We start from the raw sequence: 24,361 nt of genomic DNA, 5'->3' as shown, positions 1-24,361 counted from the left end.
GCAAAGGCAGCATTGGAAGCGTCGAGGGCCCCCTCACCCCACCCCTCTCCCGCAAGGGGCGAGGGGGCAAGTTGCGCCAAGCCGCCCCGCCCCAGAACAGGTTTGAAGCGATGACCGCACCCACCCCCCTCCTCTCCCTGCGCGGCATCGGCAAGAGCTACGGCGCCGTCGTCGCCGTGCGCGAGGTCGATCTCGACATCTTCCCGGGCGAGGTGGTCGCGTTGTGCGGCGACAACGGCGCGGGCAAGTCGAGCCTGATCAAGGTGATTTCCGGCGCCGAGGAGGCGACCAGCGGCACCATCAGCATGCGTGGAAAGCCGGTCGTCTTCGGCTCGCCGCATGACGCGCTCAACCATGGCGTCGCGACGATCTACCAGGACCTTGCGCTGGCCCCGCGCCTCTCCATCGCCCAGAACGTCTTCATGGGCTCGGAGCTGACGAAGCCCGTGCTGCTGCCCTTCCTGCGCGTGCTCGACAAGAAGAGAATGATCGCGGAATCGCGCCGCTATCTGTCGCAGCTCTCGGCCGCCGTCACCGACATGACGAGGCCCGTGGAGCGTCTCTCCGGCGGCCAGCGCCAGGCGGTCGCGATCTCGCGCGCACTCCGCTGGAACGCCGAGATCATCATCATGGACGAGCCGACGGCGGCGCTCGGCGTCAAGGAAAGCGCCCTCGTCCTCGACCTCATCCGCAAGCTCAAGGCGGATGGGCGCACCGTCATCCTGATCAGCCACAACATGCGTGACGTGGTGGCGCTGGCCGACCGCGTCGTCATCATGGGCGCAGGGCGCAAATATGTGGACCGGCCGCTCGGCGACCTCACCGCCGACGACATCGCCCATATGATCATGTCCGGCAACGCCAAGGCGGCCTGACAAAATGCCCGAAGCGATCATCATCGACACCGATCCGGGGCAGGACGACGCCGTTGCCCTGCTGCTCGCTTTCGCCAGCCGCGACCGGATCGACCTCAAGGCGATCACCACCGTCGCCGGCAATGTCCCGGTGGCGCAGACCACCACGAACGCGCTGCGCATCCGCGACCTCGGCCAGCGCGGCGACATCCCGGTCTATCGCGGCGCCGAGGGACCGCTCGTCTTCCCGCTCGAAACCGCCGAATTCGTCTGCGGCCCGGACGGCTTGGCGGGAGCAGACCTTCCCGCCCCTGCCAGCGAGGCCGCGCCGGGCCATGCCGTCCAGGCGATCATCGATCTCTGCCGCGCGGCTCCCGAAGATGGCGTCACGCTTTGCCCGCTCGGGCCGCTGACCAATCTGGCGCTGGCCTTTCGGCTCGCGCCGGACATCCTGCCCAAGGTCAGGCGCATCGTGCTGATGGGCGGCGCGATCGGCCTCGGCAACATCACGCCTGCCGCCGAATTCAACGTTCATGTCGATCCGCATGCGGCGGCAATCGTCTTCGGTTGCGGCCGGCCGATCGTGATGTTCGGCCTCGGCGTCACCTTGCAGGCCATCGCCAGCCACGACCAGATCGCCCGCATCGGCGCGTGCGGCAACGCCGCCGGCAAAGCCGTCTCGGGCATGCTGACCCGCCCGCGCCCCGGCGGACTCGGCAGCGACGGCCACCCGATGCACGACCCCTGCGTCATCGCCTTCCTGCTCTGGTCGGAACTCTTCGAAGGTCGCGACTGTTTCGTCGCGGTCGAGACCGGCGACGGCCCCTTGCGCGGCCGCACCACCATCGACTGGAACGGCCGGCTCAAGCGCGCGCCCAACGCCCATGTCGTCTCGGCCGTGAAGGCCCATGAGCTGTTCGAGCGGATGATCGAACGCCTCGCCACCCTGCCCTGAAGGATCGCTCCATGCCGCATTTCGTCGAAGCGTTGCAGCAGGAGGCGGCGGACGCCATCGCGCGGATGCAGGAAACCGCGCTCCGGGCGCGCCATGCCCATGCCCGCGCCGAACTGATGCGCCACATGCTGACCACCGCCCGCAAGGTGAAGCACAAACCGAAAGCGGAAGCCGTCGAAACCGTGGTGCGCGAGTGGATGGACGCCTGGAACCTCGCTCGCAGCGACTGGCCGCACATCGCCCGAGAGATGGAAGCCTTCACCGAGGCCTTCCACGATTACGCCAACGACCCGAGCGACGCCCATGACGAGCGGCTGCGCGAGACCTGCGCCGCGCTCGACATCGTGCTGGAGAAGGAGGGTACCTCGATCTCCGACCAGATGGCCTTCCGCTCGCAATGCGCCCATGGCTGGTGGGAGCTGGTGAAGCCTCTCCCCGACGACCTGCCCGGCCGCAAGCCGCGGCCCTCGATCCCGCCGCTTGAATCCGGCAAAGCATTCTGGGAAGCCGGCTGCGCCGATTTCTGCCGGTAGGGCAGCATTGTCACGGACAAACGCCGTCATCCCGGGCTTGACCCACGATGACCCCGTGGTTCCGCGTATCATCAGCAGGTTTTAGCCTTAGCCCTCGACGAACTGCATCCGGTGCAGCCGGGCATAGGCGCCGTCGCGCGCCAGCAAAGCGTCATGGCTGCCGGTCTCGACGATCCTGCCCTCGTCCATCACCACGATCAGGTCGGCCTCGCGGATGGTCGAGAGCCGATGCGCGATGACCAGGGTCGTGCGCCCCTTCATCAGCCGCGCCAGCGCCTGCTGGACGAGGCGCTCCGATTCGGTGTCGAGCGCGCTCGTCGCCTCGTCGAGCAGGAGGATCGGCGCGTCCTTCAGGATCGCGCGGGCAATCGCGATGCGCTGGCGCTCGCCACCGGAAAGCTTGTGGCCGCGCTCGCCGACGGAGGCGTCGTAGCCGCCCGGCATCGCCGTGATGAAGTCATGCGCCGCCGCAGCCTGCGCCGCCGCGACGATCTCGGCCTCGCTCGCGCCCGGCCGTCCGAAGGCGATATTGGCCCGCACCGTATCGTCGAAGAGCACGACATCCTGGCTGACGACGCCGATCTGGTGGCGCAGGCTCTTCAAGCTCACATCGCGCAGATCCTGCCCGTCGATCTCGATACGCCCCCCGGTCGGATCGTAGAGGCGCGGCACCAGCGCGAGCAGCGTCGACTTGCCGGAGCCCGAACGCCCGACCAGCGCCGTGGTCTTGCCGCCCTGCGCCACGAGGTCGATTCCTTCCAGCGCGCGCTGATCCTCGCGATAGCGAAAGCGCAGATGCCGGAAGGCGATGCCGCCGGAGGAGACCGCCAGCGGCTTCGCGCCCGGCCGGTCGAGGATCTGGGGTTTCTCGTCGAGCAGCGCGTAATAGCGCTTCAGCGAGGCGCCGGCCTCCTGCACGATGGCGTTGAGATTGCCGAGCGAGCGCATCGGCTGGGCCGCAAGCAGCAGCGCCGAGACATAACCGGTGAAATCGCCCACGGTGGACGAGCCCGAGGTGATGCGCACGCCGATCGCGGCGAGCACGCCCGCGACCGCCATGCCGCCCCCGACCTCCAGCAGCGGATCGAGCCGGCCGCGCGCATTGGCGGCCTTCATCTTGAGCGCCCGGATCGTCTCGAAGGCGCTGGCCGCCCGCTGCTTCAGATAGGGCTCGAGCGAATCGGTCTTGGCGACGCGCGCGCCCTGCAGGCTTTCGGTGACGAGGCTCGCCATGATGCCCGTCTGCTCCTGCTGGGAATTGGCCATGCGCCGGAGCTTCTTGCCGATCCGGCCGATCGGATGGGCGATCACGGGCGCGATCAGCAGCACGACCAGCGTCATCTGCCAGTCGATCCAGAACAGCGCGCCGATCAGCGCGATCGCCGTCACCACATCGCGGATGGCGATGTTGACGATGCGCGTCAGCGCTTCCTTGACGAAGGTGAAATCGGTGGTGAAGCGCTGCGTCAGCGAGGCCGGGTTCTCCTTCTGAAGCTGCGCGAGATCGGCATCGATCAGATGGCCGTAAAGCTCCGTCTGCATGTCGGCCTCGATCCGGCTGACCACGGTATTCGTCATCACCGTCTGAGCGAGCAGCGAGAAGCCCTTGATGGCGGTCACGATGACCACCACGGTCGCGACGGCGTTGATCACGCCGATATCGTAGTTGATCGACTTGGAGACCAGTCGCTCCATGCGCCGCACGAACCCGGTCGATTCGGCGGCCAGCGGATCGGCGAAGGCATCGAAGGCCGCCTTGATCAGCAGCGGATAGAAGCTCGTCGTCGCCGCGATGACCACGACCAGCGCCAGGATCATCGCCATCTGCGGCAGGTAGCGGCTGATCTGCTCGCGCCAGACGCGGGCGAAGAGCGCGAGGGTGTCGTCGGTGACGCGGCCGATCTTCATGGGCCGCGCCCTACCATGCCGGGCCGGCAAGCGCCACTGGCGTGGATGGGACGGGCAATGTGGCAATCGGGTCTTGCTCCGGACACGAAGCTGTCATCCCATGGCCCGAACGATTCAGGAGACTCCATGCCTTCGACCCCGCCGGCGCAGCCGGGCCAGAGCTTTGCCGAGATCGATACGCCTGCGCTGCTGCTCGACCTCGATGCCTTCGAGCGCAATCTCGTCGCCATGGCCGCCTTCAGCGAGGCTCACGGCATTCGTCTGCGGCCTCACGCCAAGACCCATAAGAGCCCGGAGATCGCGCTGCGCCAGATCGCCCATGGCGCCGTGGGGCAATGCTGCCAGAAGGTTTCGGAGGCGGAAATCCTCGTCGCCGGCGGCGTCGGTGACGTGCTGGTGACCAACGAGATCGCGAGCCCCGCCAAGCTGGACCGCCTCGCCATCCTCGCGCGCAGCGCCAAGATCGGCCTTTGCGTCGATCACGCCGACGGTGTGCGCGAGGCGGCTGCGGCTGCCGCGCGCCATGACGTAGTGCTCGACGTCATGGTCGAGATCGATGTCGGCGGGCGCCGCTGCGGCGTCGCGCCGGGAGAAGGCGCCGTCCGGCTGGCCGAGGCCATCGCGCGCTCGAACACGCTGCGCTTCGCCGGCTTGCAGGCCTATCACGGCGCCGCCCAGCACATGCGCTCCATCGACGAGCGCAGCGAGGCCATCGAGCGCGCCGGGCTCGCGGCGCGCAACACCGCCGAGCGTCTCGCCCAGGCCGGTTTGGAGTGCCCGGTCATCAGCGGCGCCGGCACCGGCACCTATGAGCTCGAGGCGCAGTCGGGCATCTGGAACGAATTGCAATGCGGCTCCTACATCTTCATGGACGCCGATTATGCCCGCAACCGCCAGGCCGACGGCTCGCCCTTCCGTAGCTTCGAGCACGCGCTCTTCATCCTCGCCGGCGTGATGAGCAAGCCGGTGCCGGACCGCGCCATCGTCGATGCCGGGCACAAGACCGCCTCGGTCGATTCCGGCATGCCGGTGCCGTTCCAGCGCGAGGGCGCGATCTACACCAAGCCTTCCGACGAGCATGGCGTCCTGACCGGCGATCCCGTCGCGTTGCCGCATCGCGGCGACCGCGTCCTGCTGATTCCCGGCCATTGCGACCCGACCGTGAACCTGCACGACTGGTATGTCTGCGTGCGCGGCCTGCACGGGCCCGATGCCCATGTCGAGGCGGTCTGGCCGGTTGCGGCGCGCGGCGCCCTGACCTGATCTTCCGGGACTGCTGGCTGAGCGCGGCCGCCCGGGTCACATCCTCAGCCGGTTCGAGCTGATGCGAGGCTGTGCCGCCGCCCGATGAAAGCTGGGCTGGGCCGGTCGGGCCCTTCGGCGAGGCCGCGCGCGACCATCAAGCGTTCGGGAGACGGCCTCGGAAACGCACCGTCGTCCCAGGCTTGCCCCGGGATCCATCATCAAGCGCAGCGCCTTTCGATGGATCCCGTATCGGCGTCGCTGGCGCGGCTTGTCCGGGATGACGGAGAGGTTCCGAACGGAACCTGGCAGCGTCAGGGCCGCCAGCCGGTCTCTTCCACCGGAGCGCTCTCGCGCTCTTCCTCGCGGCGCGCCTCCTCGACCACCGCGAAAAGCGCCCGCAGGGCCGCGTCGACACCTTCGCCCGAGGCCGAGGACAGGATGATCGGCATGCGCTTGGCCGCCCGCTTCAAGCGCGCCACCTGTTCCTTCAGCAGCTCCGGCGACAGCGCGTCGACCTTGGAGAGGGCGACGATCTCGGGCTTGTCCGCCAGCCCCTCGCCATAGGCCTCCAGCTCCTCGCGCACGACCTTGTAGGCCTTGCCGGCGTGCTCGCTCGTGCCCTCGACCAGATGCAGCAGCACGCGGCAGCGCTCGATATGGCCGAGGAAGCGGTCGCCGAGACCATGGCCCTCATGCGCGCCCTCGATCAGGCCGGGAATATCGGCCAGCACCATCTCCTGGTCATGGACGCGCACGACGCCGAGGCCGGGATGCAGCGTGGTGAAGGGATAATCCGCGATCTTGGGCTTGGCCGCCGTCACCGCGGCGAGGAAGGTCGATTTGCCGGCATTCGGCAGGCCGACCAGGCCCGCATCGGCGATCAGCTTCAGCCTCAACCAGATCCAGCGCTCCTCGCCCGGCAGGCCAGGATTGGCATGGCGTGGCGCCTGGTTGCTCGAGGTCTTGAAATAGGCGTTGCCGAAGCCGCCATTGCCGCCCTTGCACAGCACGAAGCGCTGGCCCGGCTCGGTCAGATCGGCGATCGGCGTCTCGCCATCCTCCTCGAGGATCTCCGTGCCCGGCGGCACCTTCAGCACGATCGCCGGCGAGTTGGCGCCGTGGCGGTCCTTGCCCATGCCGTGCTCGCCGGTCCTGGCCTTGAAATGCTGCCGGTAGCGGTAGTCGATCAGCGTGTTCAGCCCCTGCACGCATTCGACGACGATGTCGCCGCCACGCCCGCCATCGCCGCCATTGGGCCCGCCGAACTCGATGAATTTTTCGCGACGGAAGGAGACGCAGCCGGCGCCGCCGTCACCCGCCTTCACATAGATCTTGGCCTGGTCGAGGAATTTCATGGCTTCTCAGTAGTGATCCGGGGGCGCTAGGGCAATGCGTCGCATCACGCCGCGAGCCTGAAAGCGCTCATTTCCTCGCGCAGCGCATCGGCGAAGCGCTGGGCCGCCAGCCCGGGATGCGGCGCCATGATCAGCCCGACAGTGAGCTCGAACAGCGGCGGCAGGTCCTCGGCAGGCCCCAGACGGCGCAGCGAGGGCGGCACCGCGCTTTCCGTCATCGCCGTGACGCAGAAACCGCCTTCGACCGCCGACAGCACGCCCGAGGTATGCGAGCAGGAGAAGACCAGCCGATACGCCCGCCCCGCGCTGTTCAGGGCCGCGAGGATGCGCGGTCGCGCCCGGCAGCCTTCCGAGAACAGGGCGAGCGGCAGCGTCTCCTGCAATTCGGGCCGATGGCCACGCGCCGCCACCCAGATCAACGGCTCGCGCCTGAGCATCTCGCCGAGCGGCCGCTGCGGATCCTGCGTCACCACGGCGAGATCGAGTTCGCCGGCCTTGAGCGCCGGCTCGATCCGCTTCGAGATATCGCAGCGGACCTCGAGCTCGACCTTGGGATGCTCAACCGCGAAGCGCGCGATCAGCGGCCTCAGATAGGCGTCCATGTAGTCGTCGGGAACGCCGATGCGCAGCCGCCCTGTCGGCGTCTCCCCGCCCAGATCGGCCAGCGCCTCGCGCTCGACCGCCAGCAGGCGCCTTGCATGGGCGATCAGCCGCTCGCCCGCATCGGTCGGCGTGACGCCGCGGCGCGAGCGCTCCAGCAGCTTGTGGCCGAGCTGGCTCTCCAGATCCTGAATGCGCACCGAGATCGCCGATTGCGTGCGCCCGAGCCGCGCGCTGGCAGCGGTGAAGCCGCCGGTTTCCGCGACGGCGACCAGCATGCCGAGCGCGGCAAGGTCGAAATGGCCGTTCATCATGTGCCTCCGTGAGACGCCGATCATCCATCGATTTTAAGAATGGTTAAATCAGTATAATCCGTTTTTCCGATGCGAAAAAGCGTCCTATAGCAGCGCAGAACCGGTGGACCGGCCGATGCGGGAAGGCGAAGGAAGCCTTCCGGGCCAGGCCGCCGGCACAGAAGCAGTTTCGATGTCCGCCCCCGCGATTTCCGTCCGCCCCGCCTCCCCCGCGCTCGCCATGTTCGCCGCCCTGCTCGCGGGCGCGACCTTCATCGGCTTTTCCGGCATTTTCGTCCGCCTCAGCGATGTCGGCCCGGCCGCTGCCGGCTTCTGGCGGATGATCTTCGCCATGCCCGTGCTGGTGGCCTGGACCGCCTTCGAGCGGCGCCGGCCTGCGGGCGGATCCTCGCTCGGTCGCGGCGCTTTCGTGCCGATCGCGCTGGCCGGCCTGACCTTCGGCGTCGATGTCGTGCTCTACAATGCCTCGCTCGGCTTCACGACCATCGCCAACGCCTCGCTGCTCGGCAATCTCGCGCCGGTCGGCGTCGTGCTCGGCGGCTGGCTGATCCTCGGCGACAAGCCGTCGCGCCGCATCCTCGGCGCGCTGATGCTGGCGATCGCCGGCGCGCTGCTGCTCGTGCTGCCGAAATTCACCGGCAACCCCGCCGCCACCGGCAATCTCCTCGGCGATTCGCTGGCCGTCGGTGCAGCGATGTCCTACGCCGCCTATATCCTCGCCATCGGCCGTGCGCGCGGCCGCGCCGATGCTGGGCTGGTCAGCCTGATCTCCAGCCTCGTCTGCGCCGGCTTCTGCTTCGTCGCGGCGCTGGTCTTGCACGAGCAGATCATCCCGATGAGCCTGCAGGGCTGGCTCGCGGTGATCGGGCTCGGCCTCGTCTCGCATGCGCTCGGCCAGGGGCTGATCACGCTCTCGCTCGGCAGCTATGGCGCCAGCGCGGCCTCGCTTGTCATGGTCTGGCCGGCGCTGGTCGCGGTGCTCGCCGCCTGGGCGATCTTCGGCGAGCAGCCGACCCCGGTGCAGGCCTTCGGCGGCGTCGCCATTCTCGCCGCCGTGCTGATGGTGCGGCGCGGCTGAACTCCGCGCTCAGACCGCCGGCTTGACGCCATAGTGCAGGATCACGGTGCCGTTCTTGAGCGGACGGGCCGCGATCAGCGCATAGTGGCGCTTTTCCGCGTTCGGCTTGAACAAGGGCGTGCCCTGCCCGATCGTGACCGGCGCGACCGCGATCATGATCTCGTCGACCAGCCCCGCCGCCAGCAGCGACTCCGTCAGTACGGCGCTGCCGAAGACATAGATGTCCTTGCCGGCTTCCGCTTTTCGGCGCGTGATCTCCCCGACGATATCGGCCGTGACCGTGGTGTTGTTCCAGTCGGAGCCGGTCAGGCTGCGTGAGGCGACGAGCTTCGGCAGGGCGTTCATGAAACCCTTGGTCTCGCCCTCCTCCTCGGCCGAAGTCCAATAGGCCTTCATGCCCTCATAGGTGACGCGGCCGAAGACGAGCAGCCCCGCCTTGCGCCCGACTTCGCTGCTGAGCGCGGAGAGCTCCTCGCCCCAGGCGTCACCGTGGAAGCCGAGATCCCACTTCTCCTTGCCTTCGAAGAACCCCTCCAGCGTCACCAGATTCCAGACGATCACCTTGGCCATGGCATCCTCTCGATAGGTTCGGTCAAAACCAGTTTCAATTTGCAATCAGTTGCTGTGTAGCGAAACCGATCCTATATTGCAACTGGTTTTGGAGACGAGCATGCGCGAGACCGGCCGTTCGGGCTGTCCGATCAATCTGACGCTGGAAATCCTGGGCGATCGCTGGAGCCTGATCGTCCTGCGCGACATCATGTTCGGCAACCGCCGGCATTTTCGCGAGATGCTGGCGAAATCGGACGAAGGCATCGCCTCGAACATCCTCGCCGACCGGCTGAAGCGGCTGGTCGAGCGCGGGCTGCTCTCGCGCCGCGACGACGCCACGCACAAGCAGAAGGCGATCTACAGCCTGACCGAGATGGGCATCGCGCTCGTCCCGGTCTTCGCCGCGATGGGCGAATGGGGCCGGCGCTTCCTGCCGGTCACCGAGGAATTGTCGATCCGTGCGGAGCTGCTCAGCGAAGGCGGCCCGGCGCTGTGGGAGCGCTTCATGCAGGAGCTCCGGCACCTGCATCTCGACGCGCCCAAGCCCGCGCAATCCGTGCTTGACGAGTTGACGCAGGCCTATCGGGACGCGCTGGCGCGCAGGGCAAGCGCGCGCCCCGGCACCCCTGTTGATCGGTAGTCATAGACTATCGAGGTACTTTCTCATTATCAGGCACCTCTACAAACGGCTTCTCACCGTTCATATCATAGGCGTCATCCAAAAAGTCCAAAAAGGCGCTTTTCAATATTTCGTACCTGCCTCGCTGACTTATACCGTCATTTGTACTTCTATTCAGCGTATCATATCTCGCATACTGCTGATCAACATGAGAGTCTGCTCCCATTTCCTTCTGAGCTTCACGGCTAGCTCTCCGCTCCATCTCAAAAGAGAGCAGAAATGGTCTAATATCATCGCGATATTTCGGAGTCACTGACCTCACAAACCAAAAGTATACCGGAAATATACCTGCCGATGCCAATAGTTCATCGCTGGGTAAGAAAACCTCATCCATCGAGTCGAAGGTATCAACGACACGACGCGCCGCCAATTCGAGCTTATTCTTATCAATTGCCTTCTTGTCAATCTGAATTCCTCGCGCGAAGTCATCTAAGATTGATTTTTTTGTAGTAACAGGACGGCCTTCATATTCAAAAAGCAGAACCTTTGCAGCAGCGTTCTGATCGCCCGCGCGCTTTGTGCTGAAACGGATCGCCTCTTGGAAAACGGAATGCTCTGTCAGACTCCTGATAACGTCGGTTACCGGCCCAGCAATAGCGTTTCTAACCTCCGCACCGGTCAAAGGCTTGCTTCTGTTCAAGCGAACAAACAATTCATTAACGTCACGCTCGTCATCTGCGACAACGCTCATTATATCGAATGAAAAATTCTCAAACTCATCGGCGATAGTGCGGTGGTTGCGCCTAAGATCACGCAAACTTAATCCACCGACCTTTAACGAGGGGTCGCTTCTAAGGACGAAATCCGAATTCAGAACAAGCTTATTATCAAAGAAATCAAATACAGCTTCAAGGCGCTGCTTTCCGTCGATAATAGCATACGGTAATTTTTTCTCGTTCAAAGACGAGTTTCCGTACTGAAAATCAGCAAGGTACAGCTTAGGAATATCAAATCCATTAATTATGGAATCGATCAAAAACCCCTTGTCGATCTGCGACCAGAGTCTTCCCTTTCGCTGGTAAGGCGGAGAGAAATCTATGCTAGCACGGCGCCCATACCACCAGATCAAAGTCCTTGTTTGATGAGGAGTAATTCGAAGCTTCGCCATCAGTGATACCCAAAACTACGCTTTATCTCTAAGGACAACCCAAAAACATCTGGGTAGATCGTCGATTCCGCGATTCCCTTCCTGTACAGAGAAGATAATATACCATCAACACTATTCTTATCTATGATCAGTTTCTGAAAGCTTCCATCTGAAAATTTTCCATCGACGTATAATTTTTCCATCCCCTCTGTGCCCTTACCAAACAATGCAAAGACACCCCTTTGAGCAACGATCCTAGGGCTATTATGCGTACCATATATCATAATCGGCATAGTTGCTCGCTGATCGATCTCAGCCGATGGGCTATAGGCTTTTATTTCTTCGCAGTGCTCATCCAAGACTCCGCCCGCGAAAGATATATGAGACAGGGCTGTCCGGTTCCAGGCAACGGGATCGCAGAGCCAAAGGGCAGCATCAGCTTGAGGCTTTCCGCGTTTATCGCGCCTAACTGAAGTTAAGGCAAAATATAAACCCACAAATGGGCTTTCGGACCAATCAAGCAGCCTAGTCGGAATGCCGTAATGCTGCATAAAGAATAATGTCTTCCACTCGCTGGCAAAATCCATACTGACGAACGGAGGTGATTTTTGGGCAAATGAATTCGCAATTCCTTTCTCAATTTTATTGAGTTGCTCTGCGCTCGGTAACGGAGACAACCGCGCAAGGCCTGGTACAAGGGAATAGCTGGAATCACCGACTCCTCGGTACCAAGAAATACTTCTACTATTCTGAAATTCTTCGATGCAATCGAGAATTGCCGAGATGCTATCGGGCCTCTTTTCTGTAATCTTAGTCACCAATTCCGCTCGCCATAACCCGTCTTTCAGGAAATATGGCAAAAACATGTCATTCGCGCAAGCAGGCCCAACTGAGCGATTAGACCCTCACTCCGCCGCCAACCGCGGCGGCATCTTGCGGCCCATCGCCTCCGCCGTCGCCTCGTCCGGCGTCGCATGCTCGTCATGGATCGGCTCCCACTGGCTTTCGTCCTCCGCCTTGCTGAAGAAGCGGCCGAACAGGCGCCCGGTCAGATGCGAGAGATCGTCCATCACCGCGTAGAAGGACGGCACGAAGATCAGCGAGAGCACCGTCGAGACCAGGAGCCCACCAATCACCGCGATCGCCATCGGCGCGCGGAACTCGCCGCCATCGCCGACGCCATAGGCCGAGGGCAGCATGCCCGCCGCCATGGCGATGGTGGTCATCAGGATCGGGCGGGCCCGCTTGCGGCCGGCTTCGAGCAGCGCCGTCATCCGGTCCTTGCCCCGGCCAACCTCCTCCACCGCGAAATCGACCAGCATGATCGCGTTCTTGGTGACGATGCCCATCAGCATGAGCAGGCCGATATAGACCGGCATCGAGACGGCATTGCCCGTCGCCAGCAGCGCGATCACCACGCCGCCGAAGGAGAGCGGCAGCGAGAGCAGGATGGTGATCGGCTGGAAGACCGAGCCGAAGAGCAGGATCAGCACGGCGAGCACCAGCATCAGGCCGGTGGTCATCGCAGTGATGAAGCCCTGGACGACCTCGCCCTGAATCTCGGCATCGCCGGTGGCGGCGATCCAGACGCCCGGCGGCAGGCCGACCTCCTCGACGATGTCGTGGAACCGGTCCTGCGCGGTGCCGAGCTCGAAGCCGCGCTTGAGGTCGGCGCCGATCTGGGCCCGGCGCACGCGGTCATAGCGGTCGATCGAGCTCGGCCCCTCGCCAAAGCCGACATCGGCGACGGCCGTGAGCGGGATGGAGACGCCGTTGGTATTGGTCACGCGCAGAGCCGCGATGTTGCGGATGTCGGTGCGCGCGGCTTCGTCGAGCTGGACGCGGATCGGGATCTGCCGGTCGCCAGCGTTGAACTTGGCGAGATTGGCGCCGACATCGCCGATGGTCGCAACGCGCACGGCCTCCGAGATCGCTTCCGCCGTGACACCGAGATTGGCGGCCTCCTCCAGCTTCGGCGTGACGCGCAGCTCCGGCCGGCTCAGCGAGCCCGCAGTCGCAACGTTGAGATAGCCCGGGACCTGGCGCATCCGCGCCTCGATCTTGGCCACCGCCGCATCGAGCGCGTCGCCATCCTTCGACAGGATCGAGAAGGCCATCTCGCGCTCGCCGCGCTCGTTGACATACCAGGCGCGCACATCCGGCACGCTGGCGAGCTTCTCGGCGATGGTGACCTTGAGCTCCTTCTGCTTGATGTCGCGCTCGGCCTTCGGCTTGAGCAGGACGAAGACGGCCGCACGGCGCACCTCGCGCTGGCCGGTCGGCGACGCCCCGCCGAGCACGAAGACGTCACGCACCTCGGGAATGGTCTTCAGCGCATCGACGAGCTTGTCGGTGGTGACGCGGGTGTCCTCCAGCGTCGCGCCGGGCGGTAATTCGACCGAAGCGACGACGCGCGAGGTGTCCTCGTCCGGGATAAAGCCGGTCGGCAGGAGCTGCGTCGCCTGGATCGAGCCGAACAGGAAGAGGAAGCCGACCAGCAGCGTCGCATAGGCGGTGTTGAATGGCAGGGTCCGCCACGTGCCGGAGCCGTCGAGGCGCGGGAAGAACGGGATGCGCCGCTTCTTCAGCGTGGTTTTCAGCAGCCCGACATAGCCGCCCATGATCCAGCCATCCTTGGGATCGGCATGTTTCACCGGCCGCATCAGATAGGCCGCCATCATCGGCGTGATCAGGCGCGCGACCAGAAGCGAGAACAGCACCGCGACGGCGACGGTGAGGCCGAACTGCCGGAAATACTGCCCGGCGACGCCACCCATGAAGGAGACCGGCGCGAAGATCGCGACGATGGTCAGCGTGATCGCGATGACGGCGAGCCCGATCTCGTCGGCCGCCTCCATCGCGGCGCGATAGGGCGACTTGCCCATCTTCATGTGCCGGACGATGTTCTCGATCTCAACGATGGCGTCGTCGACCAGGATGCCGGTGACCAGCGTGATGCCGAGCAGGCTCACGAGGTTGAGCGAGAAGCCCATCATCTCCATCGCCCAGAAGGTGGGGATGGCCGAGAGCGGAAGAGCGATGGCCGTGATCAGCGTCGCCCGCCAATTGCGCAGGAACAGGAAGACGACGATGACGGCGAGCGCCGCGCCTTCCAGCAGCGTCTCCATCGCCGCCTTGTAGTTGCCATGGGTATAGGCGACGGCGTCGTCGATCGGCGAGATCTGGATGTTCGGATAGCGCTTGTTGAGGGCCTCGATGCGCTGCTGCACGACCTCCTTCACCGACAATTCGCTCGAGCCCTTCGAGCGGAACACCGCGAAGGTGACGACGGGGTTCTTGTTGAGCCGGCCGAAGGCGCGCGGCTCCGAATTCGAATCCTCGACGCGGCCGAGATCCTTCAGCCGGACCTCGCGGCCCCCGGTCAGCATGATCTTCGTCTCGGCCAGATCGGAGACGGTTCTGGCGCCGGCGAGTGTACGGATCGCCTGCTCCTGACCGCCGACCTCGCCGCGCCCGCCGGCCAGGTCGACATTGGTCGCCCGCACCTGACGGTTGACCTCGCCCGCGGTGATACCGAGCGCCAGCAAACGGTCGGGATCGAGCGAGATGCGGATCTCGCGATCGACGCCGCCATAGCGCTCGACCCGGCCGACGCCTTTCAGCCCTTGCAGTTCGCGCGCGACGACATCGTCGACATGCCAGGAGAGCTGCTCCAGCGTCATGCCGGCCGAGGCCGCTCCATAGGTCAGGATCGACTGGCCCTCGACATCGATACGCTGGATGATCGGCTCGTCGATGGTGCGCGGCAGGTCGGCCCGGATCTTGGCGATGGCGTCCTTGACGTCGTTGACGGCGCGGTCGGTGTTGGTCTCGAGCCGGAACTCGATCAGCGTCAGCGACTGGCCGTCGGTCAGCGTCGAGGTGACGTGCTTGACCCCGGTGATGTTGGCGACGGAATCCTCGACGCGCTTGCTGACCTGGCTTTCGAGCTCGGCCGGCGCGGCGCCCGACTGCGTCACGGTCACCGAGACGAGCGGCACGTCGATGTTCGGGAAGCGCGTCACCGGCAGCTTCGAGAAGGAGAGCAGCCCGAGCACGCAGAGCACGACGAAGAGCAGGATCGCCGGGACGGGCTTGCGGATCGACCAGGCGGAGAAATTGACGTTCATCGCCCGCCCCGTCAGTTGGTCGCGACGGGCGTGATGAGGTCGCCGTCCCGCACGAAGGTGCCGGCGCGCGCCACCACGGTCTCGCCCGCGGCGAGCCCGGTCGCGATCTCGGCGCGCCCGTCCCCGGAGAGGCCGAGCGTCACCTTCCTGGTCACGATCTTGCCCTCCTTCACCGTCTGCACCGTCGGGCCGCTGCGCGTATAGGTGATCGCCGAAAGCGGCAGCGTGACCGCCTGCTTGCGGCCGGTCTCGATGACCCCACGCGCAAAGGAGCCGATCGCGACCGGCGGGTTGCCGTCGAGCGCGACGCGCACGCGGCCGAGCCGCGAGGTCTTGTCGACCTCCGGGGAGATCAGGCGGATCGTGCCCTTGAGCGCTTCCTTGGCGCCGGCCGGCGTGACCGCGACCGGCTGGCCCAGCGTCAGCGCCGGGATATCGACCTCGGCGACCTGCGCCTCCAGCTCGACGGCGCCGTTCGCGATGATCCGGAACAGCGGTTCCGAACTCGGCAGCATGCTCGCCGTCGCGCCGAGCTTGGCGGTGCGGCGGCTGATCATGCCGGCCTGCGGCGCCTTGATCTCGGTCCGCGCCAGACGGACGGCGATGTCGTTGCCCTGCGCCCGCGCCAAAGCGCGATCGGCGGTGGCGATGGCGAGCGCCTCGCGAGCGGAACTGGCCCGAGCCTGAGCCGAGCGCGCCGCGGCGGAGCGCTGGTCGAAGGTCTCGGCGCTGGCATTGCCGCTGTCGCGCAGCGCCTTGGTGCGATCGAAGGCGTTGTTGGCCTGCACCAGATTGGCGTCGGCCTCGGCGATCTGGGCGTTGGCCTGGGCGATCGCAGCTTCGGCGCGGGCGATCTGCGCGTCGTTCTGCGTCTTCTGCACATCGAGCATCGTGCGGTCCAGCCGCGCCAGCACCTGCCCCTTGACGACCTTGTCGCCTTCCTCGGCGAGAATGGCGATGATCGACAGCCCGTCGACCTCAGGCGAGACCAGAACCTCGTCGCGCGCGATCATCGACCCCGAGACGAGGACGCTCTGGACGATCTCGGTGGTCTTGGCATGGGTGACGGTGACGGATGGACCGGTTGCCGGCGCCTGAGGATGGGCCGCCGACGCCTGGGAGCTGGCCGCGGGCGCCTGTGCGCGTGCCGGCACGGCGGCAGTCGCCGCAAGCAGCATCGCCGGAAGCATCAGGCGCAGTGCGGGGGAGAGAAGGCTCATCGGGAACGACCCTGTTGCGGCGGCGCGGCGGAGGCGCGGCAAGTGCGGATGGGAGAGCGCGCGTCGCATCACGGCTGCGTCTCGATTTCGGGGAGGAGCATGGTGCGGGCGAGCGTGCGCATGCTTCTGAACAGAACGTCGGCGCCGGCCTCGGCATCGAAATGGGGCTCGATACCGCGGCGACAGAAAAAGCCGTCTGCCATCATCGAGATCGCCAGCAGGAAGCTCTGCTCGTCGAGGGTCGCCGGCAATTCGCCGTTGCGCTTCGCCTCGGAGATCGCGGCGATGAGCCCCTCCATCAGGGATCCCTCGATGTCAGCGCACATGCTGGCCATCTGCTCGTTACGCGCGGCCTCGGCCCAGATCTGAAGCGCGATCACCGCCTTTTCGCGCGGCTGGCGGACGAGATGCTTGCGCCCGATCTCCTCGAGCTGGTCGAGCAGCGACCCCTTGCTCGGGCAAAGCCCGGCGAAATCCGCGGCGATCGTGCTGCGGTCGCGCTCGGCCATGCCGGCGATGATCGCGTCCTTGGAATTGAAGTAGCGGTAGAGATTGCCCGGGCTCATGCCGGCTTCCGCCGCCACGTCCTGCATCGTGGCCACATGGAATCCGCTGCGCGCGAAGACCCCTTCGGCGGCGTCGAGGATGCGGATATGGCGCTCCGAAAGCGGGCTTTCGGGCAAGGCTGTGGCGAGATGCTGCGACATGGACCGCGCGATAATGAGAATGAACGTTCATTCCCATCGCAGCCAATTGTGGCCGCGTCAAGGAGAGCCTCCCCGCCACAGGCGAGCCGGCTTTCCCTGCAAAGCGTGGCGTGCGTCCGGAATCGGCACGCAACATGCGGCTCAAAATTTGCTTGCTTCGTTCCGTCTGGAACTTCATCCTGCGGTGATCCGTCATGGTTTCACGCGTCCCTCTCAATCCCGGCCGCGCGCCAGCGAGCCTGAAGTCGGTGATGAACGACCACGCCTTTCCTCCTCGTCTGGCCGGACGCACCCGCCCGCCTGCCGCGACCCGGCGCCCGCCCTCGGCTCCCAGGCCGGTGCTGATCGTGCTGCATCAGGAGCATTCCACGCCCGGCCGCGTCGGCCGGCTGCTGCAGGCGCGTGGCCATGCGCTCGACATCCGCAAGCCGCGCTTCGGCGATTCGCTGCCCGCGACCATGCGCGACCATGCCGGGGCAGTGATCTTCGGCGGCCCGATGGGGGCCAATGATCCCGAGGATTTCGTCAAGGCGGAGATCGACTGGATCGGCACCTGCCTGAAGGAGGACGCACCTTTCCTCGGCATCTGCCTCGGCGCGCAGATGCTGGCCAAGCAGATGGGTGCTGAGGTCTACACCCATGGTGAAGGTCGCGCCGAGGTCGGCTATTACCCGCTCTCCATCACCGAGGCTGGAAAGGCCCATGCCGAGACGGCCGGCTTCGTCTGGCCCGGCACCGTCTATCAATGGCACCGCGACGGCTTCGACTGCCCGCGCGGCGCCGAATGCCTCGCCACCGGCGGCGATTTCCCGACCCAGGCGATCCGCGCCGCCTCGCGCGTCTACGGCATCCAGTTCCACCCCGAGGTCACGCCCGCGATGATGTATCGCTGGTCGGTGCGCGGCTATGAGCGCACCCTGATGCCGGGCGCGCAGCTCGGCCACACCCATGTGCCTGGCTGGTTCCAGCACGACCCGGCGATCCGCCTCTGGCTCGACGCCTTCCTCGACCATTGGCTGAAGGAGCCGGCGGAAGCCGGAACGGCAACCGCGTGACTCGTACAGCTCTCGTCCTCGGCGCCGGCATGGTCGGCGTCTCCTGCGCGCTCGCCTTGCAGAAGCGCGGCTTCACCGTGACACTCATCGATCGCAAGGAGCCGGGACGCGAAACCTCCTATGGCAACGCCGGGGTGCTCGCCCGCTCCTCGATCGCACCACTCAACAACCCCTCGCTCTACGGCAAGCTGGCCAGCTATCTCGGTAACGGCCACCCGGCGCTCAATCTGAGCTGGCGCCGCGCCCTGACGCGGCCGGGCTGGCTGCTGCGCTTCCTCTGGGAAGGCCGCCCCTCCCAGGCGGCCGCCCGCATCGCCGCGCTCGATTCCATCACCGCCAGCACGGTCGAGCGCCACCGCGCCCTGATGACCGAGGCCGGCGTGGCGCATCGCCTGCGCGAGAACGGCACGCTCAAGCTCTGGCGCAGCGAAGCCGGCCATGCCGCCGCGCAGGCCGAGCATCATTTCCTCAAGCGCCACGGCATCGCCTCGCGGCTCCTCGACCGGCAGGGCATCTCCGCCGTCGAGCCGCATCTGAACCCGATCTTTCGAGCCGGCCTGCTCATCCCCTCCAACGCCTCGGTCGATTCCCCCGGCGCCGTCACCGCCGCCTATGCCGCGCTCTTCGCCGGCCGCGGCGGGCAGATCGTGCAGGCCGAGGTGAAGGCGCTCACCCGTCAAGACGCCGGCTGGCGCGCCGCAACCGACAAGGGCACCTTCGAGGCCGGGATCGCCGTAGTGGCGCTCGGCCCCTGGAGCGGCGATCTGCTGAAACCGCTCGGCCTCGACCCCAGGCTCGATGTCGAGCGCGGCTATCACCGCCACCTGAAGCCCGAAGCCCGCGCGACCTTGTCGCGGCCGATCTACGATGTCGACGCCGCTTATTTCATGGCGCCGATGGAGCAGGGCTATCGCGTGACCAGCGGCGTCGACCTGTCCTTCCGCGACGCGCCCGACGCGCATCGCCAGATCGACAGCGTGACGGAGGCTGCGCGCGAGGCCTTTCCGCTCGGCGCCGTTGCCGGCGAAACCTGGCGCGGGGCGCGGCCGACCTTGCCGGATTCACTGCCGATGATTGGCGAGGCGCCTGGTAATCCCGGCCTCTGGCTCGCCTTCGGCAACCAGCATATCGGCTTCTCGACTGGCCCGATTACCGGCGAGATGATCGCGGCGATGGTCTGCGGCGAGGCGCCGCCGGCCGATCCTAAGCCGTTCCGGCCGGGACGGTATATCGGCTGAGGTCGGCTTTAGAGACCCATCGAAATGGGCGCTGGGAACCCCTCTCCCGGATGAGAGAAGGGTACCCCGCGCTTTCCACTAGCGACACGCGGACAACACCAACGAAAAAGGCCAGCCCAGAGGCTGGCGTTGATCGAAGCACCGGAAGCGCAGCCGATCGCGCCGGCTCAGACCTGGCGCGCCACCATCATCTTCTTGACCTCGGCGATCGCCTTGGCCGGGTTCAGGCCCTTCGGGCAGGCATTCGCGCAGTTCATGATGGTGTGGCAGCGATAGAGCCGGAAGGGATCTTCCAGATTGTCGAGCCGTTCGCCGGTCGCCTCGTCGCGCGAGTCGATCAGCCAGCGATAGGCCTGCAGCAGCGCGGCCGGGCCGAGATAGCGGTCGCCGTTCCACCAATAGCTCGGGCAGGAGGTCGAGCAGCAGGCGCACAGGATGCACTCGTAGAGGCCGTCGAGCTTCTCGCGGTCGTCCTTGGCCTGGCGCCACTCCTTCTCGGGAGCCGGCGTCGTCGTCTTCAGCCAGGGCTCGATCGAGGCGTGCTGAGCGTAGAAGCGCGTCAGGTCGGGCACGAGGTCCTTGACCACCGGCATATGCGGCAGCGGGTAGATCGCGACCCGGCCCGCATTCTTGCCGGTGCCGCCGCACTCGTCGATGCCGGTGGTGCAGGCCAAGCCGTTCTTGCCGTCCATGTTCATGGCGCAGGAACCGCAGATGCCCTCGCGGCAGGAGCGGCGGAAGGTCAGGGTCGGGTCGACCTTGTTCTTGATCCAGATCAGCGCGTCCAGAACCATCGGCCCGCAATCGTCGCGGTCGACATAATAGGTGTCGGTGCGCGGATTGGCGGTATCGTCCGGGTTCCAGCGATAAATCTTGAACTCGGTGACGTTCTTGGCGCCGGCCGGCTTCGGCCAGGCCTTGCCTTCGGTCAGGCGGGAGTTCTTCGGAAGATTGAATTCAGCCATCAGATCGTCCTCAGTACACCCGTGCCTTGGGCTTGATGTACTCGATGTCGTTGGACATCGTGTAGGTGTGCACCGGTCGGTCGTCGAGCGTGACGGTCCGCTTCTCGTCGTCGATCCAGGACAGGGTGTGCTTCATCCAGTCCTTGTCGTCGCGGTTCGGATAGTCCTCGCGGGCATGGGCACCACGGCTTTCCGGGCGGTTCAGCGCCGAATCCATGGTCACGACCGCCTGGGTGATCAGGTTGTCGAATTCCAGCGTCTCGATCAGGTCCGAGTTCCAGATCAGCGAGCGATCCTTCGTGCCGACATCGGCGATGCCGCCCCAGACCTCGTGGATGAGCTTGTGGCCCTCTTCCAGCGTCTCGCCGGTGCGGTAGACGGCGCAGTTGTCCTGCATCGTCCGCTGCATCTTGTCGCGCAGCACCGCGGTCGGCGTGCTGCCCGAAGCGTTGCGGTACTTGTCGAGGCGGGTGAGCGCGAGGTCGGAGGAGCCCTTCGGCAATTCCGGCTGCTTCTCGCCGGCCGTGACCGTCTCGGCGCAGCGCAGGCCCGCCGCGCGGCCGAAGACGACGAGGTCGATCAGCGAGTTCGAGCCGAGGCGGTTGGCGCCATGCACCGAGACGCAGGCCGCCTCGCCGAGCGCCATCAGGCCGGGAACGACCGTATCCGGATCGCCGCCGACCTTGGTCAGCACCTCGCCGTGGAAGTTCGTCGGGATGCCGCCCATGTTGTAGTGGACGGTCGGCAGAACCGGGATCGGCTCGCGCGTCACGTCGACGCCGGCGAAGATCTTGGCGCTCTCGGAGATGCCCGGCAGGCGCTCATGCAGGATCTTCGGGTCGAGATGGTCGAGATGCAGGTAGATGTGGTCCTTGGTCTTGCCGACGCCGCGCCCGGCCCGGATCTCCATCGTCATCGAGCGTGAGACGACGTCGCGCGAAGCGAGGTCCTTGGCCGAGGGGGCATAGCGCTCCATGAAGCGCTCGCCCTCTGAGTTGGTGAGATAACCGCCTTCGCCACGCGCGCCCTCGGTGATCAGGCAGCCCGAGCCGTAGATGCCGGTCGGGTGGAACTGCACGAACTCCATGTCCTGCAGCGGCAGGCCGGCGCGCAGCACCATGCCGCCGCCGTCGCCGGTGCAGGTATGGGCCGAGGTCGCCGAGAAATAGGCGCGGCCATAGCCGCCGGTCGCCAGGATGGTCTGCTGGGCGCGGAAGCGGTGCAGCGTGCCGTCATCGAGCTTGAGCGCGATCACGCCACGGCAATGGCCGTCCTCGTCCATGATCAGGTCGATGGCGAAATACTCGATGAAGAACTCGGTGTTGTAGCGCAGCGCCTGGCCATAGAGCGTGTGCAGCATGGCGTGGCCGGTGCGGTCGGCCGCGGCGCAGGTGCGCTGGGCCGGCGGGCCTTCGCCGAATTCGGTGGTCATGCCGCCGAAGGGGCGCTGGTAGATGCGGCCGTCCTCGGTGCGCGAGAAGGGCACGCCCCAGTGCTCGAGCTCGTAGACGGCGGCCGGCGCGTTGCGCACGAGATATTCGATGGCGTCCTGGTCGCCGAGCCAGTCCGACCCCTTCACGGTGTCGTACATATGCCACTGCCAGGTGTCCTTGCCCATATTGCCGAGCGAGGCGGCGACGCCGCCCTGGGCCGCCACGGTGTGCGAGCGGGTCGGGAAGACCTTGGTGATGCAGGCGGTGCGCAGGCCGGCCTGCGAGCAGCCGACGGTGGCGCGCAGACCCGCACCGCCAGCGCCGACGACGACGACGTCGAAGGTGTGGTCCGTGATCGGATAGGCGGTGCCGGTATAGGCCGGGACCGGACGGGATTTTGTGATCGCCATCGGATCAGCCTCCAAAAGACAGCTTCAGCACCGCGTAGACGCTGGCGGCGCCGATCGCGATGGCGAAGAAGGTGTTGGCCATGACGGCGAGGATCTTGGTCCCCTCGTTATGGACGTAATCCTCGATGATGACCTGCATGCCGAGCCGCATATGGATGCAGGCCGAGAGGGTGAAGAGCAGCATCAGGATCGCGACGAGCGGATTCGTCAGAAGGGCGACCGCCGCCGGGTAGGGCCGGCCGACCAGCGCGATGACGATGCCGATGAAGATGATCGTCAGGATCAGGTTCGAAACGGCGGTGACACGCTGCAGCCAGAAATGGCCGGTGCCGGACTTGGCGGAACCGAGGCCGCGGACGCGGCCGAGCGGGGTGCGCATCGAGGAATTGGACAGCATGAGCGGGCTCCTCAGCGCAGGACCAGAGCGACGATCCAGATCAGGACCGTCAAGCTCACCGAGGCGACGAGCGAGAACTTCGCCATGTTCATCCGGGTTTCGGGCTCATAGCCCTTGCCCATGTCCCAGACGAAATGCCTCAAGCCCCCGACCATGTGGTGGATCAGCGAGAAGCTGTAGAGGAAGAGGACGAGCCGGCCGAGGAAGGAGCCGGCAATCACCTGGGCCGTATCGAAGGCGGCGGGCCCCGACGCAGCGGCGACCAGCCAGGCGGCGATCAGCACCGTGCCGAGATAGAGCCCCGTGCCGGTGACGCGATGGGCGACGGACATCGCCATCGTCCAGGACCAGCGATAGATCTGCAGGTGGGGCGAAAGCGGACGAGCCGCGGGCTTGACCTCGGCCAATATCATTCTCCGATCAAGCGGCCCGTCGGAAGGAACGGACCCATTTGGGATCATTCTAGAGTGACCCGCTCTGTAACGAAACCGGCACGACGCTGCAATGCGGCAGGCGCGAAGCAAAGTTACAGATTCTGAAATTCGTCATTTTCTTATCGAAAGCTTACCGCGGCAGCAGCGCCCAATAGTCGAAATCGAGGATCACGTCGGGCGCATATTGCTCGCCTTCCTTGAGCGGATGGGCCGCGCACGGCAGATTCTTGGTGGCGACGAGCCGGAGCCTGAGCGCGCCGACATCGCTGCGCCCCGGCAGCTCCGCGCATGCCAGAACCTCGCTCCAGGCATAGACGGTATCCCCCGCGAACAGCGGCGCGACATGGCGCCCGCCATTGATCGCGGCGATGTGAAAGGCGTTGCCGAGCCCGTTGAACGAGAGGGCGCGGGCAAGGCTGATGACATGGCCGCCATAGATCAGCCTCTTGCCGAAGCGGCTGCCCTGCGCGGCATGGGCGTCGAAATGCACCCGCGCCGTGTTCTGGTAGAGCCGCGTGGCGAGCTGATGCTCGGCCTCCTCGACGGTCATGCCGTCCACATGGTCGATCTTCTCGCCCACCGCATAATCGCCCCAGCGAAAGCGCGAACCGGCCAGCGCATCGTCATGGCCGGCGAGATCGAGCGGCGGGCAGCCCTCGCCCAACACGTCCGGCAGGACGGCCTTGGCCAGCTCCGGCACCTGCTCGGCATGGGCGGGCGTGCCCGGCTGGCGCTTGCGCACCAGCACCCAGCGCGCATAGCTCAGCACGATGTCGCCATGCTGGTTGCGGCCGATGGAGCGGACATAGACGATGCCGGCATCGCCGGCCGAGGCCTGCTTCAGCCCGATGACCTCGGAGGTCGTCGAAAGCGTGTCGCCGACGAAGACGGGCTTGAGGAAGCGCCCGTCGGCATAGCCGAGATTGGCAACGGCATTCAGCGAGATATCCGGCACCGTCTTGCCGAAGACGATGTGGAAGACGAGCAGATCGTCGACCGGCGCCGCCGGATAGCCGACGGCGCGGGCGAAGGCCTCGGAGGATTGCACGGCGAAGCGCGGGCCGTAGAGCGCCGTGTAAAGCGCGACGTCGCCCGCCGTGACCGTGCGCGGCGTCGCATGGACGATGACGTCTCCGAGGTGGAAATCCTCGAAAAAGCGGCCGGAACTGGTCTTGATCGTCGCGCCGGTCATGCGTTGCCTCCTGATGGGAG

The 24,361-nt window shown here is 65.7% G+C and carries 22 protein-coding genes; 8 read left to right on the top strand and 14 right to left on the bottom strand.

Features of this window, described 5'->3' with window-relative positions:
* Positions 1-110 precede the first annotated feature (110 nt).
* Genes AB6806_RS22845 through AB6806_RS22835 form a run of 3 tightly spaced genes read left to right on the top strand, consistent with a single transcriptional unit; the run spans position 111 to position 2,342 of the window.
* A complete protein-coding gene (locus tag AB6806_RS22845; RefSeq protein WP_370955607.1) occupies positions 111-875 on the top strand; it encodes an ATP-binding cassette domain-containing protein in 765 nt (254 codons plus the stop codon).
* Between the two features lie 4 nt (positions 876-879).
* Positions 880-1,809 carry a nucleoside hydrolase gene (locus AB6806_RS22840; RefSeq protein WP_370955606.1) on the top strand — a complete coding sequence of 310 codons (930 nt, stop codon included), beginning with the start codon at positions 880-882 and terminating at the stop codon, positions 1,807-1,809.
* Between the two features lie 11 nt (positions 1,810-1,820).
* A complete protein-coding gene (locus AB6806_RS22835) occupies positions 1,821-2,342 on the top strand; it encodes a hypothetical protein (RefSeq protein WP_142022775.1) in 522 nt (173 codons plus the stop codon).
* 87 nt (positions 2,343-2,429) lie between these two features.
* On the opposite strand, the gene AB6806_RS22830 is transcribed toward AB6806_RS22835, so the two are convergent.
* Positions 2,430-4,250 (bottom strand): ABC transporter ATP-binding protein, encoded by a 1,821-nt coding sequence (locus AB6806_RS22830; RefSeq protein ID WP_038362772.1) that lies wholly within the window; start codon positions 4,248-4,250, stop codon positions 2,430-2,432.
* A gap of 126 nt (positions 4,251-4,376) precedes the next feature.
* Here AB6806_RS22830 and AB6806_RS22825 point away from each other — a divergent pair, with 126 nt between their 5' ends.
* The gene (locus tag AB6806_RS22825; protein WP_113254344.1) at positions 4,377-5,513 is read left to right on the top strand and encodes a DSD1 family PLP-dependent enzyme; all 1,137 of its coding nucleotides are present in this window, start codon (positions 4,377-4,379) and stop codon (positions 5,511-5,513) included.
* 293 nt (positions 5,514-5,806) lie between these two features.
* Here AB6806_RS22825 and obgE read toward each other — a convergent pair whose 3' ends face one another.
* Positions 5,807-6,850 carry a GTPase ObgE gene (gene obgE, locus AB6806_RS22820; protein ID WP_038362769.1) on the bottom strand — a complete coding sequence of 348 codons (1,044 nt, stop codon included), beginning with the start codon at positions 6,848-6,850 and terminating at the stop codon, positions 5,807-5,809.
* A 44-nt stretch (positions 6,851-6,894) separates the two neighbouring features.
* The gene (locus tag AB6806_RS22815) at positions 6,895-7,761 is read right to left on the bottom strand and encodes a LysR family transcriptional regulator (protein ID WP_051988146.1); all 867 of its coding nucleotides are present in this window, start codon (positions 7,759-7,761) and stop codon (positions 6,895-6,897) included.
* Between the two features lie 175 nt (positions 7,762-7,936).
* Between AB6806_RS22815 and AB6806_RS22810 the strand changes: the two genes are divergently transcribed.
* Positions 7,937-8,842, top strand: a complete 906-nt coding sequence (locus AB6806_RS22810) for a DMT family transporter (RefSeq protein ID WP_370955605.1) — start codon at positions 7,937-7,939, stop codon at positions 8,840-8,842.
* 9 nt (positions 8,843-8,851) lie between these two features.
* On the opposite strand, the gene AB6806_RS22805 is transcribed toward AB6806_RS22810, so the two are convergent.
* Entirely contained in the window at positions 8,852-9,412 is a 561-nt protein-coding gene (locus AB6806_RS22805) for a dihydrofolate reductase family protein (RefSeq protein ID WP_370955604.1), read from the bottom strand.
* A 100-nt stretch (positions 9,413-9,512) separates the two neighbouring features.
* Here AB6806_RS22805 and AB6806_RS22800 point away from each other — a divergent pair, with 100 nt between their 5' ends.
* Positions 9,513-10,034, top strand: a complete 522-nt coding sequence (locus tag AB6806_RS22800; protein WP_370955603.1) for a winged helix-turn-helix transcriptional regulator — start codon at positions 9,513-9,515, stop codon at positions 10,032-10,034.
* Positions 10,035-10,041: 7 nt separating this feature from the next.
* Here the strand turns inward: AB6806_RS22800 and AB6806_RS22795 are convergent, their stop codons facing one another.
* The 5 genes from AB6806_RS22795 to AB6806_RS22775 all read right to left on the bottom strand — a co-directional run bounded on the left by AB6806_RS22795 (position 10,042) and on the right by AB6806_RS22775 (position 17,217).
* Positions 10,042-11,181, bottom strand: a complete 1,140-nt coding sequence (locus AB6806_RS22795) for a DUF262 domain-containing protein (RefSeq protein ID WP_370955602.1) — start codon at positions 11,179-11,181, stop codon at positions 10,042-10,044.
* Positions 11,181-12,026 (bottom strand): FRG domain-containing protein, encoded by an 846-nt coding sequence (locus AB6806_RS22790; protein WP_370955601.1) that lies wholly within the window; start codon positions 12,024-12,026, stop codon positions 11,181-11,183. The genes AB6806_RS22795 and AB6806_RS22790 overlap by 1 nt, the downstream gene beginning before the upstream one ends.
* 39 nt (positions 12,027-12,065) lie before the next feature.
* Positions 12,066-15,290: an efflux RND transporter permease subunit gene (locus AB6806_RS22785; RefSeq protein ID WP_370955600.1), complete on the bottom strand. Its 3,225-nt coding sequence runs from the start codon at positions 15,288-15,290 to the stop codon at positions 12,066-12,068.
* An 11-nt stretch (positions 15,291-15,301) separates the two neighbouring features.
* Entirely contained in the window at positions 15,302-16,510 is a 1,209-nt protein-coding gene (locus AB6806_RS22780) for an efflux RND transporter periplasmic adaptor subunit (RefSeq protein ID WP_185748007.1), read from the bottom strand.
* A 68-nt stretch (positions 16,511-16,578) separates the two neighbouring features.
* The gene (locus AB6806_RS22775; protein ID WP_133560999.1) at positions 16,579-17,217 is read right to left on the bottom strand and encodes a TetR/AcrR family transcriptional regulator; all 639 of its coding nucleotides are present in this window, start codon (positions 17,215-17,217) and stop codon (positions 16,579-16,581) included.
* 251 nt (positions 17,218-17,468) lie between these two features.
* On the opposite strand from AB6806_RS22775, the gene AB6806_RS22770 reads away from it, so the two are divergent.
* Both AB6806_RS22770 and AB6806_RS22765 read left to right on the top strand, forming a co-directional pair.
* Positions 17,469-18,272, top strand: coding sequence for a glutamine amidotransferase (locus AB6806_RS22770; RefSeq protein ID WP_112761653.1), 804 nt, complete (start codon positions 17,469-17,471; stop codon positions 18,270-18,272).
* Positions 18,269-19,510, top strand: coding sequence for an NAD(P)/FAD-dependent oxidoreductase (locus AB6806_RS22765; RefSeq protein WP_370955599.1), 1,242 nt, complete (start codon positions 18,269-18,271; stop codon positions 19,508-19,510). Before AB6806_RS22770 ends, AB6806_RS22765 begins: the two co-directional genes overlap by 4 nt.
* 167 nt (positions 19,511-19,677) lie before the next feature.
* Here the strand turns inward: AB6806_RS22765 and AB6806_RS22760 are convergent, their stop codons facing one another.
* The 5 genes from AB6806_RS22760 to AB6806_RS22740 all read right to left on the bottom strand — a co-directional run bounded on the left by AB6806_RS22760 (position 19,678) and on the right by AB6806_RS22740 (position 24,326).
* Positions 19,678-20,475, bottom strand: a complete 798-nt coding sequence (locus AB6806_RS22760) for a succinate dehydrogenase iron-sulfur subunit (RefSeq protein ID WP_038362753.1) — start codon at positions 20,473-20,475, stop codon at positions 19,678-19,680.
* Positions 20,476-20,485: 10 nt separating this feature from the next.
* The gene (sdhA, locus tag AB6806_RS22755) at positions 20,486-22,318 is read right to left on the bottom strand and encodes a succinate dehydrogenase flavoprotein subunit (RefSeq protein WP_142022767.1); all 1,833 of its coding nucleotides are present in this window, start codon (positions 22,316-22,318) and stop codon (positions 20,486-20,488) included.
* A 4-nt stretch (positions 22,319-22,322) separates the two neighbouring features.
* Entirely contained in the window at positions 22,323-22,715 is a 393-nt protein-coding gene (gene sdhD / locus AB6806_RS22750) for a succinate dehydrogenase, hydrophobic membrane anchor protein (protein ID WP_370955598.1), read from the bottom strand.
* Positions 22,716-22,726: 11 nt separating this feature from the next.
* Positions 22,727-23,128 (bottom strand): succinate dehydrogenase, cytochrome b556 subunit, encoded by a 402-nt coding sequence (gene sdhC / locus AB6806_RS22745; protein WP_185748006.1) that lies wholly within the window; start codon positions 23,126-23,128, stop codon positions 22,727-22,729.
* 151 nt (positions 23,129-23,279) lie between these two features.
* Entirely contained in the window at positions 23,280-24,326 is a 1,047-nt protein-coding gene (locus AB6806_RS22740) for a MaoC family dehydratase (protein ID WP_142022984.1), read from the bottom strand.
* Between the last annotated feature and the right edge of the window lie 35 nt (positions 24,327-24,361).

It is taken from the genome of Allobosea sp. RCC_152_1 (genome assembly GCF_041360765.1).
Taxonomy (GTDB): domain Bacteria; phylum Pseudomonadota; class Alphaproteobacteria; order Rhizobiales; family Beijerinckiaceae; genus Allobosea; species Allobosea spartocytisi.
This window is presented reverse-complemented; position numbering and strand designations above follow the sequence as displayed.